Origin of the sequence: Bradyrhizobium sp. ma5 (assembly GCF_042258955.1) — a bacterium.
Classification (GTDB): Bacteria; Pseudomonadota; Alphaproteobacteria; order Rhizobiales; family Xanthobacteraceae; genus Bradyrhizobium.
Genome location: NZ_CP170156.1, coordinates 3,175,173 through 3,192,771, shown reverse-complemented (window position 1 = coordinate 3,192,771; position 17,599 = coordinate 3,175,173). Strand labels below are relative to the sequence as shown.

Genomic DNA, 17,599 nt, shown 5'->3' with positions numbered 1-17,599 from the left:
CTCGATGATTCACAATTGGAGCAGGCAGCAACACTGCGACATTATCAGACGACGCTTCATAACACCACCTGTAATCGCAAAAAAGCGCCGCCTCAACCAGGGATGAGGCGGCGCCTTCGTTTAGTGCGGACCTGAGATCTTAGTTCAGGTTTGGGATCTTACAGCTTGGTCGAGTGACCATCGTTGAAGATCAGGTATTCGATGTTGCTGATCTGGGTCACCTGGCCGTTGCTGAAGTTGACATCCAGCGAACCGTCCTTGCCCGCGGTGATGCCGGTCACATCGGTCGAGGCGTGATCCAGGAAGGTCAGCGAGTCCTTGCTGCCGGCACCACCGTCGATGGTGTCGCTGCTGTGGAGATTGGACAGGTAGAAGTAGTCCTGACCAGAGCCGCCAACCATCGAGGCCGTACCAGTGGCGGAGCCAACGAACGAGTCGTTGCCGCCGCCGCCGAACAGCGTCTGCGTGCCCGAACCGGCGACCAGGGTGTCGCTGCCGGAGCCGCCATACAGCGTGTCGTTGCCGGCACCGCCATAGAGCGAGTCGTTGCCGTCACCGCCAAACAGCTTCGTCGCATGCGACGCATCGCTGCCCGAGTAGAGCACGTCCTTGCCGGCGCCACCGTATTCGGCAACGGTGCCGGTACCGCCGACCAGCAGGTCGTTGCCGGCACCGCCGTACAGGGTGTCGGCACCCGCACCGCCATACAGCGAGTCGTTGCCGGCACCGCCGTCGAGGATCGAGCCGTGCGATGCATCCGAGTTCGAATAGAGCGCATCGTTGCCGGCACCGCCGAACAGCTCGTTGTTACCCGAACCGCCGATCAGGACGTCGTTGCCCTTGCCACCGTCGAGAATCTGGTTGCCCGAACCGCCGGTCAGCGTATCGTTGCCGTCGCCGCCGAACAAGCGATCGTTGCCGGCACCGCCGTACAGCGCGTCGTTGCCCGTGCCGCCAAGCAGGATGCTGGAATTACCGACAGTGCTGCCGGACACCAACACGTCGTTGCCGCTGCCACCCAACAGGGTCGACGAGCTGCCGCCGTAAAGCGTATCGTTGCCGGAGCCACCGATCAGGGTGTCTGCACCAATGCCGGACAGCAGATCATCGCCCTTGCCGCCATCGAGCGTGCTGTGACCGGAAACGTTGTCGATCAAGACGTCGTCGCCGTTGCCGCCGGAGAGCGAGTCGTGACCCGCGCCACCGAAGATCGTGTCGTTGCCGTTGCCGGCGAGAACCGTGGTGTCACCGGTGTTGTTGATGAAGATCTGATCGTTGCCGTTGCCGGACGCGACCAGCACCGGGGTGCTGCCGTTCACCGTCAGCGTGACGTCCTGGTTGGTCGCCTCGATGATCGCCTTCAGGCTGGCGTCAGTGTTAACAGTGTTATCCGGGTTGGTTTCGATGAGAACGTTGGCGTTCGGGTCGGGGTTGCTGATGCCGGCGCCCACTTGCACCGGGATCGTGCTGCCGTCATCCGGGCTGGTGTACCCGATGCCTGCGTTGATCAGATAGTCAAGAATCTGTTGCTGGGTCGCGTGATCGATCGTGGAGTTGATCGCATGTTTGAGGTCAGTCTGGTCGAGATTGTAAGTCGCCATCGTTGTAGCCCCTGCTTGGGATACGAGGATTCAAGCCGCTCGCCCGCACGTAAGCTGTTGATCCACAACTGGTTTGTTGCGACGCAGCTCAAATGTGGACACACGTTACGAACTTGTTAAGTCCATTGTTAAGTCCGCCATACCGAAGTGTCAATCGACAATGCGCCATTAACCTCTGGTTCCCTGAGACTTATGTGAGACTTAGCGCGATTTCGGATGCGCACTAACATTCGACGCGAACCGCTCACAAATGTTAGCCGCGGCGCAAAAAAGGATAGTGATTATACGGGGTTTCGTCGGGTCCCCCGATGGCGCCGGAGCGCGGAATTTCGCAGCCATTGCGCGCGCTTCGGCGCGATTTTCCGATCTGAAAAAATATTTCTGCGCCGCGCGAGAGCTTTTGCAAAAAAGCTTCAAACTTCACAACCGGCCGGCAAGTGGAGCGGCGTTATGCCGGGTTCTGGTTGCAGGCCACGAGCGCCAGGCAGGAGAAAACCAGGGAATCGATCGCAGAATCGGAGCAATTGGCGCCAGAGCCGGCGAGGAGCCAGATCGAGCGTTCGCTATAACAAATTAACATCAGATTCGCCGCAATCCGTTAGGGGCAAGAGTGCCGCAACGGCCCCCGATCATGGGCGAGATAACCGTCTGCGGCGATCATCCGGCGGCGGCGCGCGCATAGATGGCCTCGAGCAGCCGCAGATTCTCATCCGGGGCGTAGCGCTCGAGATAGGCGGCCCGTGCAGCCTGCCCCCATGCCGTTGCGCGATCGGGCGCGTCCAGAAGCTCGACAATCCGCTGTCTTAGCCCGGCCGCATCGCCCGGCGGCACCAATGCGCCGGTCTTGCCGGCGCTCACCACCTCGGCAAGTCCACCGATCTCGGATGCGATCACCGGCGTCCCCTGCGCGAAAGCCTCGACCACGACCATCGGAAATCCCTCGTACCAGAGCGACGGCACGACCAACGCCCGGGCACTCGCCATCTCCCGCAGCACGTCAGCGCGCGCGAGCGCGCCGAGGAACCTGACATTGGCGGAAGCGCGCGCCTCCAGCGCAGCGCGCTCCGGTCCGTCACCGACGATCCGCAGGGGCATGCCGGTCCCGGCAACGGCGTCGAGCAACACGCCAACGCCCTTCTCGCGGCTCAGCCGTCCGACATAGAGCAGCCCTGTGCGTCGCATGGCCGGATCGGGCGCCCCCGGATCGGCCATGAAGTTCGGCTTCACGTCGATCCGGCCGGCATCGAAGCCGGCCTGCGTGAACAGCGTTCGGGCAAACTGCGTCAGCGCGATCAGGCGCAGGCCGGGACGCGTCCAGGTGCCACGGCGCTGGTGCCGCGCGATCATGTAGGCCGAGGCCAGCGAACCCGGCAGCGATCCGCGGTAGCAGCGGTGCACGACGCCCCAGAGATGCCCGCGGTCCAGGCATTTGTGGCAGATGCGGCCGTCGCGCAGCAGCATGCCGCCGGTGCAGATGCTGCGATAATTGTGCAGCGTCACCACCGCAGGCACGCGCTGTTGCCGGCAGACATCGAACACGGCGGGCGAAAGCAGCGGGAAGAAATTGTGGACGTGGACGACGTCGGGACGAAAGCAGTCGATCGCTTCCGCCAAGGCCCGCTTGCCCTCCGCATTGTCGGCGATCGACAGCGTCGTCGCGGTCCGCGCGGCAAGCGAATTGATCGCCTCGTTGCTGACCGTGAGTGTCTCGACACTGTGTCCAGCTTCGCGCAACAGGTCGACTTCCGCTTCGAACACGACGTCTTCGCCGCCGCGTCCCTGATACCTGTTGTGAGCAACCAGGATCTTCACGATCGGCGTGCCGGCTCGGGAAACCAGCGCAGCTCCGTCACCAGGCTTTGGCCGGCGGCCAGCGTTCCGGAGCCGATCAGCGTCGTCGCCGGCACCTTGAGATCGAACGACGGCGAATACCAGCCGGCCGGCACGGTCTCGTCACCGCGATACGCTTTCCAGTCGAGCGCCGCCGGCAGATCGAGCTCGCCGCGTCCGCCCGGCCATGCGAGCCGCGCCGTCCCCCCTTCGAGCTTGCATTCGACGTCGGGACCGAGATGCCAGCTGAGGCTCGCCGGCACCGCAAGCCCTTCACCGGCAAGTACAATATCGGTGACGACGAGCCGCGCCGCCTGGCGCTGCAATTGCACCGAACGGCGATGCACGAGACGATCTGCTGTGTCCTGATATCCCGAATGCTCCGCGACCCAGCTTGCGTCCGCATCACGATCGTCCAGCCCGCTCGATGCGATCAGCCGGCTCTGCGCATGCCGCGTCCAGAGAAACGGGCCGCCCGACACCGACTGGTCGCGCCCGAACAGGCAGAGCGTGTTGTGCGCCAGCGTGGAACGGAAATAGGCCCGCCATCGCGGATCGCCGTGATAGCAATAGGTGCCGGGGTCGGCGAGGATATCGACGCCGCCGATCCTGCATTCGAGCGCCAGCGCATCCGCATGCGCATGTCCCGCGATGCGGCCGAAGCCATGCGGGCCGTGATCGCAGCGGCACCACACCGCTCGGTGGGAATCGACGAGAAAGGTCTGTCCCGCCTCGTCAAGCAAATGCGGACGGCGCGCGGGCCGCGCGGCGATCGCACGCGCCCCGATGCCGTCGGTCAGAACAAACGTGCGCAGATCGGGCTCCGGCAGCCTGGGCCACCACGGCAGATCGCCGAACAGACGCGCGCCGGTGGCGAGCAGACCGAGCCAGCGATTTCCGGCCGGATCGTCGAGCAGCAGGCCAACGCCTTCGTCGCCATCGCCTTGACGGGGAGGATGGGCGCGATCGTCGAGCATCGCGGCGATGACATCGCTCATGCGGCACATCGTGGTCCAGACCATTTCGCCCAGCTGGTGCCCGGACGCTTCGCCTTGCACTGCCGCGGCCAGCAGCAGCTCGAGGACGAAGCCGTGATAATCGGTCGCGAGTTCACGATTGCTGCCGCAGGCGAAGGTCTGCGCAACAGCTTCGTCTGCCAGCGTCCTGGCGGCATTCTGGCGCCACAGCGCGCTATCGCGAAAGAACGGAAACACGCAGGCCGCCACGAACTGCCCGGCGGCCTCCGCGATGACGTGGTTGTTGGCGGAGGAGCCACGGCTCGGGAACTGCGACAACCAGTATTGATGCGCGTAAAGCTGCGTCAGGAACTGCTCGTTGTCCTCGAACAATGCTGGCGCGCCAGGCCAGTTCTGCAGCAACTGGCGCACCCAGGCCCACGAGATCAACCGCACGCCGAGCTCGATGCCGCTGATCCAGTGCGGGCCGCGCGGAAACGGATTTTCGCGCCACCAGCTTGTGAGGTGCGCGGCGACGCGCCTGGCGTAGCGTTCGTCCGAGGTCAGGTAATACGCCGACGCGAGCACCGTGAGATGGTGGTGACGCGACGGCTCCCAAATGTATTTGATGTTCCCGACCGCGGCTTCGTCGCGATAGGGCACCGCAAACGCGTACATGTCGGCAGGCGCCCGCTTGCCGCTTCTGATATCGACGAACCAGTCCGGCCGTTCGCCCAAAGCATCATGATCTCTGGCGAAAACCCGCCAATGTCCGGCGAGAATCCGGTCGGCAGCATGGATCAGCCGCTCGGTGGCGTGCTGGGGAGCGTGCGCCGGCAAAGGCAGCGGCTTCAGCCGCGGCTGTCGCGGGCCCGGGGCCAGCCTGGCGCCGGCGTGTCGTGCGATATCGGGCGGCGTGATGCGCCAGAGCAGGCGCAGCAGTTGGTCGTTCACCCGGCCCGTAAGCTCGGACGGTTCCATGCGCTGCAGCCTGCGCAGATACCAGGCCGGATTCATCTCAACGCAGTCGCGGCGCGCGCGACGACCTGCTCTGCTGCGCCGATCGTCAGATCGACCGGCATCCCGGCGGCTGCGCTCTCCTGCACCGCGAGCGTTGCGCGGGTGGTCGCAAGCAGCGATTCGAGTTCGATCGGCATCGCGGAACCCGATGCGACCGCGGCGATGAAGGCATCCAGCATCGGCCGCTGCCCCTTGTCGAGCCGCGCTTTCTTCGCCGTGCGCTGTCCGGCGTGCCAGACTTCGAAGCCCGAGAAATTGTCGAAGGCGGCAAAGCCGGTGCTTGCCGATATTTCAAGCGCCTCCTTCGGCACACGCGGATCGCCTCCGGTGAGATAACTGAGGCTCGCAACCGAACCGTCGGCAAAATCGAATGTGGCGACGAGATTGTCGACATCCTTGCCCGCGGTGCTCGCGGAGACGCGCAGCGGCTCGGCGCCGAGCCACCAGGACAACACGTCGATGAAATGCCCACCCTCGCCGACGAACCGGCTACCTTCGCTCTCGGCCTGCAGATACCAGGATGATTTCTCCAGCGGGCCGGCGATGACGCGATATTGCAGGGTCTGTGGCCCCGCCGGCGCGAACGCCGCGCGCATGGCTTGCAGCAGCGGCGAGAAGCGGCGGTTGAAGCCGACCATCAGCCGGTTGTTACCGGTCTCGCGGATCACCTGCTCCAATTGATCGAGTACGTCTGCGTCGATCGCCAGCGGCTTTTCGACAAACACCGCCTTGCCGGCACGCAGCGCTTGTGCCGCGAGGTCGGCGTGGGAGGCATGGCGCGTCGCGATCAGCACGGCATCGATGTCGGCGGCCGCGAGCACCGAGGTCGCATCCGTCGAGGCACGCGCGAAGCCGAACTTGCGCACCGCGGTGGCGCCGCTCAGGCCGGTGTTGGTGGCAACCTCGACAAGATCGACACGCTGATTATTCGCAAGCTGCGGCAACAACATGCTGGAGGCATAATTTCCCGCGCCGATGACGCCGAGCCGGACCCGGCCGCTGCGCAGGGCAACGACCGGACGATAGACCATCTGCATCGCCCGGGGAGCGGCGTCCGGATAGGCGAAGACCATGCCAAGACCGACCTCGCCCCGGCTCATGCGCTCGAATGCCGACGTCGCCTGCTCCAGCGGCACCACGTCAGAAATCAGCGAAGCAAAATCGAGCCGCCCGTCGGCGAGCAGCGCGACGATCGCCTCCATGTTACGCTTCTCGGTCCAGCGTACATGGCCGATCGGATAGTCGATGCCGCCCTCCTCGTAGAGCGGATCGTAGCGGCCGGGGCCGTAGGAGCGCGAGAAGCGAACGTCGAGCTCCTTGTCGTAGAATTCGTTCCACGGCAGGTTCAGCGTGCATTTGCCGATATCGACGATGCGGCCGCGGTCGCGCAGCAATGCGGCCGAGCGCGATGCGAGATCGGGATCGTCGCTGCCCGCCGTGATGAACACGCAATCGACACCGTTGCCTGCGGTCAGCTGATCGATCCGGGTGCGAAACTCGGCCGCAGCCTCATCCGATGCGACCGCACAGAGCGCGGCGCCCGCCGCCTCCGCCTGACGACAGCGCGCCTCCAGCCTGTCGAGCCCGACGACCACGACACCGGCGCTACGCAGCAGGCGCACCATGATCTGCCCGATCAGGCCGAGGCCGATCACGCAGGCGGTCTCACCGAACCCGGTTTCCGACTGGCGCATCGCCTGCAGCGCGATCGAGGCGATCGTCGTGAACGCGGCCTGATCGAGCGCGGCACTGTCCGGCAGCGGCACGCAGAGGTTCACCGGCACCCAATTGTATTCAGCGTGGGTTGCATATTGATTGCCGCCGCAGCAGACCCGCTGTCCGACCGAGAAACCAGCGACGCCCTCGCCGACTTCCACGACGGTGCCCGACAGCGAGTAACCGAGCGGCGTGTAGGAATCGAGGCGGTTGATCACCTTCTGATAGGTCGCAAGCAATCCCTGCTGGCGGACCGAGCGCACCACCTTGGCAACCTGATCGGGGCGCGCACGCGCCTTGCCGAGCAGCGACAGGCGCCCCTCGGTGAACTTCATCATCTCGGTGCCGGTCGACACCGCCGAAAATGCCGTGCGCACCAAAACCCCGCCGGCGCGGCAACGCGGTGCCGGCACATCGATCAGCTTGAGTTCGCCGCTCTTATAGTTCTGCGCGATCTGCTTCACAGTCGGTCAACGCCTCAAGTTAACAGTGCCCGTTGTATCGTGCCCGCCGCCTGTAATGAAGATAAGAACATCGTGATCGTTATCCCTTGATGCGGAAGTTTAACATCGTTATCATTCCAGCAACAGGACCGGTTTGGGCGAGATCTCGACCTCACCGTTGGCAACAACTCCTTCGCCGCCGTCGAGACCCTGGTAACGGTCAAAGCGCGGATCGACCCGATAGATGGACCGCCCGTTGGTGGTCCAGAGGATCAGACCGCTGCGGCCATCCGGCATGCGGAGATCGACGCGCCAGGTCGACGGCGACGGCCTGGCCGCGGCCACGACGCTGGCACCGACCAGCCATGACTGGACCGTGCGATAGGCAATTCCGCTCGGAAGCAGCCCGCGTGCCCGGTCCCACAATTTGCCGAAGTCGCTGCCCCCGCCGGCGAACTCGTACCAATAGAACCGGTCGACACCGCTGATCCATTTCAGGATATAGGCGCGCGCCAGACAGCCATCCGGATTGTCATCGTGGGACGACCAGCCGGCCTCGGTGTCCCAGATCGGCCTTGTGGAGAGATCGTGCGCGGCGAGGATCTGCTTGAAGCGGGCGATGATTCCGATCACCGCTTCGGGTTCACTCGTATAGCCGTGGAAGGCGAACACATCGGCATATTGGCCGCCGCCTTGCGCCATGAAGGCCTGTTGCCAGCGATAGCCGTCCGGCGTGCCGTTGGACGACGGCGTCAGCACAGTTAGGGCGGGATCGGCCTGCTTGATGATCTCGTAGGCCCGTTTCTGCATCTGGACCATGGTCGCAATATCGCCCGAGTAATATTTAGGATCCTCGGGCTCGTTCCAGATTTCCCAGTATTTGATGCGGCCGGCTGCACGCGCAACGGCCGCACGCACCCATTCATCCCACGATGCGAGATCGGCAGGCGGCGAGCTTGCGCCCGGCGTGAACGCCGGCGGCGCATCCTTCACTGACGCGGCCCAACGCGGCGTGAAGGCGAGATTGAGGACAATATCGACGTGCTCGCGCTCCGCCGCCGCGAGGATGGCGTCGAAGCGCGCCCAATTGTAGATGCCGGGCGCCGGATTGATCTGGGCCCAGTAGATCGCGCCCCATAGCCGGACGCCGTCAAATTTGAGCTCGGGCCATGGCTGCGACTGCCCGATCGCATTGATCGTCATGCCGAAAAGCGACGGCGGGATCACCACGTTCACACGGCTCACATCGAGCGCATCGTTTGCCGCCGCACCGGCCCACTGCAGCGGCCATTTGTGAGCCAGCGGCGCCAGCGCACTCAAAACCAGTGCAATCAACGCCGCCTGTGCCCAATCCCTCACTTTGCCTGCCATGTCGGTGTCTCGTCGCCGTCACATCCGTGCCGGGATTGCATAATGGAAGTCGCTCATGTTAATGCCGATGTTAGTCAGATTGTGATGTTGTTAGGTCAATGGTATAGATCATCGCAGATGTCGAGAGCTGAACCATCACCGCGGCGGATCCTGATCATCGTCGAGAACCTTCCGGTTCCTTTCGATCGCAGGGTGTGGTGCGAGGCAACGTCGCTGCGCCAGGCAGGCTATGAAGTTTCAGTGATCTGCCCGAAGGGCCGCGGCCATGACGAATCCTACGAATGCCTCGACGGCATTCACATTTACCGTCATCCGATGCCGCTGGAAGCGCGCGGGATCGCCGCCTACCTCATCGAATATCCGGTCGCGCTGTTCTGGGAGACGTGGCTTGCGCTCAAGGTGGCGTGGAAGCACGGCTTCGACGTGATCCATGGCTGCAATCCGCCCGACCTGATCTTCCTGATCGGCCTGCTGTTCAAGCTCGGCGGCAAGCGCTTCGTGTTCGATCATCACGACGTCAATCCCGAGCTCTACGAAGCAAAATTCGGCCGCCGGGACTTTTTCTGGCATCTGCTGCGGCTGGTCGAATATCTCACCTTCAAGACCGCAAGCATCTCGATCGCGACCAACGAATCCTATCGCGAGATCGCGATCACCCGCGGCCGGATGCCGGCCAACCGGGTCTTCGTGGTGCGCTCCGGCCCCAGTCTCGACCGGGTGCGCTCCCGCCCCGCCGATCCGGCCTGGCGCCGCGGCCGACGCTACAGCGTCGGCTATATCGGCGTGATCGGCCAGTCGGAAGGCATCGATCTCCTGCTGCAGTCGATCGGCCACATCGTGCACGATCTCGGCCGCACCGACATCCAGTTCAACATCGCCGGCACCGGGCCGGAGTGGAATGCGGTGGTCAAGCTCTGCGAAGAGATGCAGCTCTCCGACTACGTGAACTTCACCGGCGCCGTCGCCGACGACGCGCTGTTCACGATGCTCTCGACCGCTGACGTCTGCGTCAATCCGGATCGCGTCACGCCGATGAACGACATCTCCACCATGAACAAGATCATGGAATACATGGCGCTCGGACGGCCGATCGTTCAGTTCGAGGTTCGCGAAGGCCGCCGCTCGGCGCTCGACGCATCGCTCTATGCGGCGAAGAACGACCCGCAGGATTTCGCCGGCAAGATCATCACGCTGGTCGATAATCCGACGTTACGGCAGACGATGGGGGCATTTGGCCGCAGCCGAGTCGAGCGCGAATTGTCCTGGACGCACGAGGAGCCGAAGCTGCTCGCCGCCTATGAGGCGTTGTTCGCGAGGAAACTCCCCTGGCAGAGCCGCGCGCCGCGCACGATCGCCACCGCGGAGCGGTCAACCTCGCAGGCGTCTGGTGTCAGCGCCAATGCAGCCGCCGGGCGGGCATCGCGTTGAACGCCCTGCCGCCTCACTCACGCGAAACGCGACGCCGCCACACGCACGTCCTTGGATGGTTGAAGGTCGAAGCATGAATGTCAGCATTTTCGGCCTCGGCTATGTCGGAACGGTCTGCGCGGCCTGCTTCACCGAACTCGGCCATCAGATCATCGGCGTCGACAAGAGCATTGCGAAAGTCGACCTGATCCGCGGGGGCCGATCGCCGGTCATCGAGCCGGGCATCTCGGACAAGGTGGCGCACGCGGTTGCAACGGGTCAATTGACCGCCACCACCGACGCCACCGAGGCGATCGTCAACAGTGACATCTCGATGGTCTGCGTCGGCACGCCGTCGTCCGGCAATGGCAATCTCGACCTGGCCGCGATCCGAGAGGTCGCCATCGAGATCGGCCGTGGGCTGCGCGCGAAGAACGCGCCGCATACCGTGACGATCCGCTCCACCGTGCTGCCCGGCACCACCCGCGGCACCGTCGGACCGCTGATCGAGGAAGCCTCCGGCAACAAGATCGGACGCGATTTCGACCTCGCCTTCAATCCGGAGTTCCTGCGCGAAGGCAGCGCGATTGCCGACTTCAACGCGCCGTCCAAGACGGTGGTCGGTGCCTTCAATCAGGAAACCGCAGACCGCGTCATGGCGCTCTACAAGGATCTGCCGGGCGCCAAGATCACCCCGCCGGTCGAGATCGCCGAGCTCGTCAAATATGTCGACAACAGCTGGCACGCGTTGAAGGTCAGCTTTGCCAACGAGATCGGCACCATCGCGAAGACGCTCGGCATCGACGGCCGCGACGTCATGAACATCTTCCTGCAGGACACAAGGCTCAACATCTCGCCGGCCTATCTGCGGCCGGGTTTTGCCTTCGGCGGCTCCTGCCTGCCCAAGGACGTCAAGGCGCTGAAGCACCTCGCGCACAGCCGCGGACTGTCGACGCCGGTGCTCGAAAGCATCCTGCCGAGCAACGACATGATCATGTCGCGCGGCGCCGACTGGATCCTGTCGCATGACGGCCGCCGCATCGCATTCCTCGGCATCAGCTTCAAGGCCGGCACCGACGATGTTCGCGACAGTCCCTTCGTCGAACTGGTGAAAAGCCTGCGCGGCGAACGGCGCGACATCCGGATCTACGACCCCAACGTTCGGCTGTCGCAACTGATCGGCGCCAACCGCGACTTCATGATGCGCAACCCGGAGCTGGTCGGTCTGCTGCATGACGACGTGACGGCGACAATCGAATGGGCCGACATCATCGTGCTGACGACGGCCGATCCGCGCTTCGTTGCGGCGCTGAAGGCAACCCGGCCCGACCAGGTGGTGCTCGAACTGTCTGATATCGGATTGCCCGACGAGGTGAGCGCCAGAGTGAGCGGCTTTCACTGGTAGGGAACACCATGGCCACCATGGCCCAGACCCGCGACCGACCCGAAATCCGCTTTCACGACGAGATCTCGTCGGAGTGGGAGACGCTGCATCGGAGCCGCACCTTCAAGGCGCGCACGGCCGCGATGTTCGATCTGCTCGGGAACACAGACCTTGTGGGCCAGCGCTGGCTGGATGCAGGGTGCGGCACCGGAACGCTCTCCCGCCTGCTCGCCGCACGCGGCTGCGACGTCACCGGCGTCGACGCCTCATCGGAGATGATTGCGGCGGCACGCGGCCGACCCGCCGACGGCACGCTGGCCGAACGGCTCACATTCCGGCAGATTCCGACCATCGCAAGCCTGCCGTTTGCGGATCGATCCTTCGACGGCGTGCTCTGCGCGAGCGTGCTGGAATATGTCCCCGACCTGGCGCAGTGCCTCGCCCAGATCCATCGCGTGCTCAGGCCCGGCGGACTGCTGCTGCTCTCGGTCCCCAACCGCGGATCGCTGCTGCGCCAGGGCTACAAGCTCGCGCATGCGGCTTCGTCGCGCGTGTCGGCGCGGCCGCTGTTCCGCTACCTCGCGTTCTCCAAGTTCGACACGACGCCGGCCGTGATGCAGAACCTGCTGCGGCAACATGCTCTCACAATGCTCGGCGCCAGCTTTGCCGGCTCCCCGCTCCCGCCGGCGCTCGACCGCCGGCCCGCGGTCGGCACGCTGATCAATATCCTCGCCCGCCGCGACAATTGATGTGGCGGGCAGTTACCTGCTTCACGCCTTGATCGCCATCAGCGACTTGGTCACGCCGAGATATCGCTCGCGGTAGATCTTCGCATCCGGAAACGTTTCGGTCATCTCGCGCCAGTCGAACAGGTGCCAGTCGGGCGCGGTCCGTTTGAACCAGAAGCGGTTGAACCTCTCGATCAGTGCGATTTGCTGTCGCCTCGGCAACAGGACGATGATTCCGGGCAACCAGGTATGGCTCTCGATCGGAAAGTACCGGTGCGGCGTCTGCACGTAAAACGACTTCGCGACCCGCGAGATCTCGCCGGCAAAGCGATTCTGATGCTCGCGCGCGATAGTCCGGAATGCCGTGTCGTTCTCGATCGTCACGACGTCCTGCTTCGGCCCGGTGACATGCTCGATCACCGACGAGCAGAAGCAGAAATCGAACGCCTGATCCACGAACGGCAAGCGCTCGGTCTCCTGCAGCAGCACCGTCTTGAACCCGAAGCGCTCGCGCGCGGCCTGCAAATCGTCGGCCGATATATCGCAAACCGTGATGTCGGTATGGCGCGGCAGGATCGCGCGAATGTGCCGGCCGGTGCCACCGCCGAGATCGAGGATCTTTGCGTCGAGCGGCAGGTTCACGGTGCGGACGAGGAACTCGCCGCGCCGCTTGCGCGCTGCACCGGAAAATCGGGCTTGGATCGCGCCCAGCAATGTCAATCTCCTGCTTTCGGTCGCGTCGGTCTAGCACGGCACGCGCAATCCTTCACGCAGCGGTGGATCGATTTGCCGATCCCGCTCACTTGATCGCCTCGAAGAAGATCGATTCCTCCGGCCGGTTGTCGAGCCGGTCGATGTCGGGGCAGACCCCCTCTCGATAGGCCCGGGTGTGGGCCTCGGAACAGCCCGCATCGCGGAACAGCGCCGCAAGGGAAGCGCGCGTAAAGCCCCAGTGATGCGCAAAGGCGGCATCCCTGCGGCGCTCGATCTCGAACACGCCCTTGAGGAAGGCCTGCGGTGCGGCCGGATCGTAGAGCGCGACGATCCTTTCCATGTCGGGGACGACGATGCGGCACACCCCGCCTGGCGCCAACACCCGCGCGATCTCACGCGTCAGCCGCGCGACCTCGTCGGGAAACAGATGCTCGAAGACATGCGCGCTGAACACCGCCGAGAGGCTGCCGTCGGCGAACGGCAACGGCTTGGTCAGATCCATGTAGCGCAGCCCGGCAAATTTGCCCTGGCGATGCTCGGCATAGCGGGCGTCGCTCAGCAGGCCGGCGAAATGCAACGCTTTCGCCGCGAGCGGCAGGCGCGCGATCCACAGATGCATCGTGATGTCGGTGTTGACCCAGCCCGCGATGCCGCAATTGAAGGCGCCGATATGCAGCTTCGAGAGCGAGTGGCCGGATGCGTCGTCGGTCATGTCTGCTCCCGCACCGAATTGGTCAGCACGACCACGATCACCGACGCCGCGCTGGAGGCCACCATCGCCGCAACCGCGCCCGTCACCTGCCAGGCCTCAGCCGCCAGCGGCAGAACGCAGCACAGCGCGACGAGGCCGGCGATCCGGCTCAGCATGAACCGCTGCGGCCTGCCGGTCGCAAACAACGGCAGCGCGAGGCCGAGCCACACCGCGTCGAGCGCCATTGCGGTCCCCATCAAGGCGAGGCTGCCGGTGCCGATCTCATAACTCTGGCCGTGGATGACGAGGGCGAGCATGTGCTGGCCGAGCAGCACGGCCACCGCGCCATAGGCGAGCGCGATCGAGCCGAGCAGCACGGCATTCTCGCGCGCAGCAGCGGCGACCGCGCTGCGCCGGCCGGCGCGCAGTTCGGCTGCAATTTCCGGCAGGCGAACCGAGAACAGCGTCGCGCAGAACTGGCTGAGCGGTGCGAACACCAGGAGCAGGATCCGCAGCGACGCGCTCGCGTCCAGCCCGATCAGGAAACCGCAAACCGGGATCAGGCCGATGCTGCCGATCCAGTAGGTGAGCGAGGTCGCGACGAACCAGCGGCCGTTCCGAAACAGCCGTCGCAGCGAGCCGCGGAAGATCCTCGTCCGCGGCCAGGCCAGTTCGCTGGTGTGAGCGAGCAGCAGGCTGCCGGCAAGCGCCGCCGAGATCGCGAAGCACGCCATCGCGGCCGCAGCGCCGGTCAGTTTGAGCGCGATCATCAGCCCGGCCGAGACGACGAGCGCCACGCAATAGGTCAGCGACGACGCCACCGCGCGCGGCAGCCGCCCATCGAGATAGCAGATGCGGCGGAACATGCTTTGCAGCCGAACCGCAGGGATCGCGAGCCCGGTTGCGATCACGAGCCCGCCCGCGGTGCCGCCGACTGCTGCGATCACGAGGCCCGCAATCACCAGCAGCAGCCCAAGCACAGCCGAGACGAGCAACGACGACAGATAGAGGCCGAGCCGCAGCTGCGGCCACAGCGATTTCGGGATGCGATGCGCAGTCGCCGGCAGGCCGTCATCGAACAGGCCACGCAGAAACACCGCCTCGATCAGGATCGAGAACGACCAGGCGACGCTGAACCGGCCGAACGAACTGATATCGAGCACATTTGCCAGCACCACCGTCAACACGAAAGCCGAGCCGCTGAGCGCCGCCTGATCGATCAGGCCGAGCGCGACATTGCCCCCGGCGCGCCGCAGCCGGCGGAGCGCTCCGCTCACGGCACCAGTGACCCTGGTCTGGGCCGCCACGCGATCCAACCTGTCGGTCAACGCACTCACGCCTCACTCACACGCAGTCTGGCAAACGCCCGCCGTGGCGCCATTTGCAGCCTGGCTTCCGGCCCGAAATAGCACCAGAACACCAGCACGCAGCCGAAATAATTATGCAGCAGCTGGCTGGAATCGTTGGCTGACGCGATCACGACGAACAGCAGCATCGCGAACGGTGCCAGCCAGTACATTCCGCGCCGCTCGAACGTGAAGACGATGGTGTTCCACAACGCCCGCGCGACCAGCAGCATATAGAACGCGCCGCCGAGCAGGCCGAACTGGAGGAAAGCATCGAGATAGGAATTCTCGAACGAGCCGAACTCGGTGTTCCATGGCGCCATGCTCGTCAGCTCGTTCACGGGCGAGTTCGGCAGTTCGTTGAAGAACCCGGAGAAGCCGTAGCCCAGCCAGGGGTGTTGCCAGAAGAAGTGCGGCCAGACCGCCCAGAGGAACGAGCGGCCGGTCAGGTTTCCGCTGCGGCCGACCAGCCCGTACAACTCGTCGCTCGGCACGGCGAACATGACAAGCGCAACAAAGGCGAGGCCGAGCCAGTAAATCGCGGCAGCTCCCCTGTGCCCGAGCACCACCAGCAGCAGCCCGAAAGTCACGGCGAGTGCCGTCAACATGCTGATCAGCGGTCCAGCGGCGCCGGCCGCGGCGAGCGCAAAAAGATGACATCCCATCAGCAGCAGCGACCAGCCGAACTGCCGCCGCGGCCCCGCCAGCATGCGCACGAAGCAGATCAGCACCATGAGACCGAAGAAGGCGCCCGCGAGATTCTTGTGACCGAATACGCCGGCATAGGCCTGGGTCCCGAGCACGGTCGGCCGATGCAGCGGATCGTAGGCCCATTGCGAGCCGATCACCGGAAACAACAGAATGTGAACGATCAGCACCACGATCCCGATCCGGAACAGGGTGTCGACGAGCCGATCGACCGGGCAGCTGATCACGACCCAGGCCGAGAACAGCGTGGTCAGGAGATACATCGCGAACTTGATCGACGAGCCCGCGGGGTCGGCGCTCAGCACCAGCGACACCAGCGCGAAAGCAATGAACGTCAAATAGAGATGTGATTGCAGTATCAGCACGCCGAAGCGGCTCCGATCGACCGCAATGTGCAGCATCAGCACGATATAAAGCAGGAGCCACGCGCCGCGGAACAGCGTGGACTCCCCGGCCCGTTCTGCGAACGAGATGCCCTCGATGAAATTGAACAGGAAGTAGATGCAGCCGAGCACCATCACCAGATAGGCGTGCAGAAAGACCTCGGTTCGAAACCACCATTTACCGATCATTGCGTAGCCTCCTGCCGGGCCGGCGCCCTCAAGAGATGATCGACCGTGGCCGCAAAGCGAGTCGCGGCGTCGGCAAGCGCATCCTTTCGAACGCTCTGCCGGGCCTGCTGCGCCATCGCCTCCCAGCGCGCGGGATGTTCGAGCAAGCCGCGCGCCGCGTCGACCCAGGCCTGCTCATCGAGCGCGCAAACATGGCCGTTATGGTCGTCGCGCACCAACTCGCCGCCTGCCCCGACATGGGGCGACACCAGGCAGGGAACCCCGCACTGCAAGGCCTCGTTGCACACCAGACCCCATGGTTCCAGCAGCGAGGGCAGCAGCAGCAGCCGCGATTGCAGGTAGACCTCCGATATCGCCTGCCACGGCACATAGCTGTCGTGGCTGACATCGATGCCGGCGCCGCCGAGCCGCGCCAGCAAGCGCTGCTCGGCAGCGCCGGACCCGACCACGCGAACCCGCAAGCCAGGCAAGACCCGGCCCAGCGCAATGGCGACGTTCTCGAAGAAGATCGCGTTCTTGGCATCGTCGTTGATGCGGGCGCACCACAGCAGGTGAAAGGGACGGTCGTGGAAGTCAGGGATAATGTCCGGCGGATCCCATGCCGGCACCAGCGGCACCACGAACAGATCGTCGTCGCCAACACCCTCGCCGCGGAAGTACGCCCTGCCCTTGTCGCTGCAGCACACGACCGCGCCGCATTGGCGCAGCAGCCATGGTCGCGCCAGGCGATGATAGGCCGTGTTGGGCATCGTCTCGCGCCAGCCGTCGATCGTCAGCGCAAGCGCCCTGCCGTTGGCACGCGCCCATGCCGCGCCGGCCAGCATCGAGGGATAGAGGCCGTTGACGAACAGCAGGTCGGGCGCCAGCGCGTTCAGGGCGCGCCCGATCCCGATATTGAGATGGGTGTGGCGCGACCGCGACAGCGGGATCGAGACACCGGGCACCGTGCGCGTCGTGTAGCGCGGCGTAAACGATCCCGCCCAGGAGCGATCGGCCTCCTGCGCGGTACAGGACAGCACGGCGAGATCCAGCCCACGGTCAACCAGCTCGTTGTAGAGCCGGTTGGTGTAGGGTGTGATCATGTTGTTGAAGACGACCACGCGCGGCGCCAT

13 protein-coding genes are annotated in these 17,599 nt (G+C 64.6%); 3 read left to right on the top strand and 10 right to left on the bottom strand.

The annotated features are described in order from the left end of the window. Positions 1–158: 158 nt before the first annotated feature. The 5 genes from ACE103_RS14625 to ACE103_RS14605 all read right to left on the bottom strand — a co-directional run bounded on the left by ACE103_RS14625 (position 159) and on the right by ACE103_RS14605 (position 8,937). Positions 159–1,601, bottom strand: coding sequence for a calcium-binding protein (locus ACE103_RS14625; RefSeq protein WP_375779986.1), 1,443 nt, complete (start codon positions 1,599–1,601; stop codon positions 159–161). 657 nt (positions 1,602–2,258) lie between these two features. After that, positions 2,259–3,413 carry a glycosyltransferase gene (locus ACE103_RS14620; protein WP_375779985.1) on the bottom strand — a complete coding sequence of 385 codons (1,155 nt, stop codon included), beginning with the start codon at positions 3,411–3,413 and terminating at the stop codon, positions 2,259–2,261. Then, complete coding sequence (locus tag ACE103_RS14615; protein WP_375779984.1) at positions 3,410–5,404, bottom strand: alginate lyase family protein; 1,995 nt, start codon at positions 5,402–5,404, stop codon at positions 3,410–3,412. The genes ACE103_RS14620 and ACE103_RS14615 overlap by 4 nt, the downstream gene beginning before the upstream one ends. Beyond that, a complete protein-coding gene (locus ACE103_RS14610; protein WP_375779983.1) occupies positions 5,401–7,587 on the bottom strand; it encodes a bi-domain-containing oxidoreductase in 2,187 nt (728 codons plus the stop codon). The genes ACE103_RS14615 and ACE103_RS14610 overlap by 4 nt, the downstream gene beginning before the upstream one ends. Before the next feature lie 111 nt (positions 7,588–7,698). Then, on the bottom strand, positions 7,699–8,937 hold the full coding sequence (locus tag ACE103_RS14605) for a glycosyl hydrolase (protein WP_375779982.1): 1,239 nt from the start codon (positions 8,935–8,937) through the stop codon (positions 7,699–7,701). A gap of 117 nt (positions 8,938–9,054) precedes the next feature. On the opposite strand from ACE103_RS14605, the gene ACE103_RS14600 reads away from it, so the two are divergent. From ACE103_RS14600 to ACE103_RS14590, 3 genes are all read left to right on the top strand, one after another. Beyond that, positions 9,055–10,365: a glycosyltransferase family 4 protein gene (locus ACE103_RS14600; RefSeq protein WP_375779981.1), complete on the top strand. Its 1,311-nt coding sequence runs from the start codon at positions 9,055–9,057 to the stop codon at positions 10,363–10,365. Between the two features lie 73 nt (positions 10,366–10,438). Then, positions 10,439–11,749, top strand: coding sequence for a nucleotide sugar dehydrogenase (locus ACE103_RS14595; protein ID WP_375779980.1), 1,311 nt, complete (start codon positions 10,439–10,441; stop codon positions 11,747–11,749). A gap of 8 nt (positions 11,750–11,757) precedes the next feature. Continuing rightward, positions 11,758–12,477, top strand: a complete 720-nt coding sequence (locus tag ACE103_RS14590; protein WP_375779979.1) for a class I SAM-dependent methyltransferase — start codon at positions 11,758–11,760, stop codon at positions 12,475–12,477. 21 nt (positions 12,478–12,498) lie between these two features. Here the strand turns inward: ACE103_RS14590 and ACE103_RS14585 are convergent, their stop codons facing one another. The 5 genes from ACE103_RS14585 to ACE103_RS14565 all read right to left on the bottom strand — a co-directional run bounded on the left by ACE103_RS14585 (position 12,499) and on the right by ACE103_RS14565 (position 17,599). Further along, complete coding sequence (locus ACE103_RS14585) at positions 12,499–13,170, bottom strand: class I SAM-dependent methyltransferase (RefSeq protein WP_375779978.1); 672 nt, start codon at positions 13,168–13,170, stop codon at positions 12,499–12,501. Positions 13,171–13,255: 85 nt separating this feature from the next. Next, entirely contained in the window at positions 13,256–13,882 is a 627-nt protein-coding gene (locus tag ACE103_RS14580; protein WP_375779977.1) for a methyltransferase domain-containing protein, read from the bottom strand. Beyond that, complete coding sequence (locus ACE103_RS14575) at positions 13,879–15,198, bottom strand: polysaccharide transporter (protein ID WP_375779976.1); 1,320 nt, start codon at positions 15,196–15,198, stop codon at positions 13,879–13,881. Before ACE103_RS14575 ends, ACE103_RS14580 begins: the two co-directional genes overlap by 4 nt. Continuing rightward, entirely contained in the window at positions 15,195–16,487 is a 1,293-nt protein-coding gene (locus tag ACE103_RS14570; protein ID WP_375779975.1) for an O-antigen ligase family protein, read from the bottom strand. Before ACE103_RS14570 ends, ACE103_RS14575 begins: the two co-directional genes overlap by 4 nt. Then, entirely contained in the window at positions 16,484–17,599 is a 1,116-nt protein-coding gene (locus ACE103_RS14565) for a glycosyltransferase family 4 protein (protein ID WP_375779974.1), read from the bottom strand. Before ACE103_RS14565 ends, ACE103_RS14570 begins: the two co-directional genes overlap by 4 nt.

Excerpts from the sequence above, each read along its gene's own strand:
- ACE103_RS14570 (WP_375779975.1), bottom strand. The coding sequence starts at position 16,487 with ATGATCGGTAAATGGTGGTTTCGAACCGAGGTCTTTCTGCACGCCTAT.
- ACE103_RS14590 (WP_375779979.1), top strand. The coding sequence starts at position 11,758 with ATGGCCACCATGGCCCAGACCCGCGACCGACCCGAAATCCGCTTTCAC.
- ACE103_RS14625 (WP_375779986.1), bottom strand. The coding sequence starts at position 1,601 with ATGGCGACTTACAATCTCGACCAGACTGACCTCAAACATGCGATCAAC.
- ACE103_RS14595 (WP_375779980.1), top strand. The coding sequence starts at position 10,439 with ATGAATGTCAGCATTTTCGGCCTCGGCTATGTCGGAACGGTCTGCGCG.
- ACE103_RS14580 (WP_375779977.1), bottom strand. The coding sequence starts at position 13,882 with ATGACCGACGACGCATCCGGCCACTCGCTCTCGAAGCTGCATATCGGC.
- ACE103_RS14565 (WP_375779974.1), bottom strand. The coding sequence starts at position 17,599 with ATGGCGCCGCGCGTGGTCGTCTTCAACAACATGATCACACCCTACACC.
- ACE103_RS14600 (WP_375779981.1), top strand. The coding sequence starts at position 9,055 with ATGTCGAGAGCTGAACCATCACCGCGGCGGATCCTGATCATCGTCGAG.
- ACE103_RS14615 (WP_375779984.1), bottom strand. The coding sequence starts at position 5,404 with ATGAATCCGGCCTGGTATCTGCGCAGGCTGCAGCGCATGGAACCGTCC.
- ACE103_RS14605 (WP_375779982.1), bottom strand. The coding sequence starts at position 8,937 with ATGGCAGGCAAAGTGAGGGATTGGGCACAGGCGGCGTTGATTGCACTG.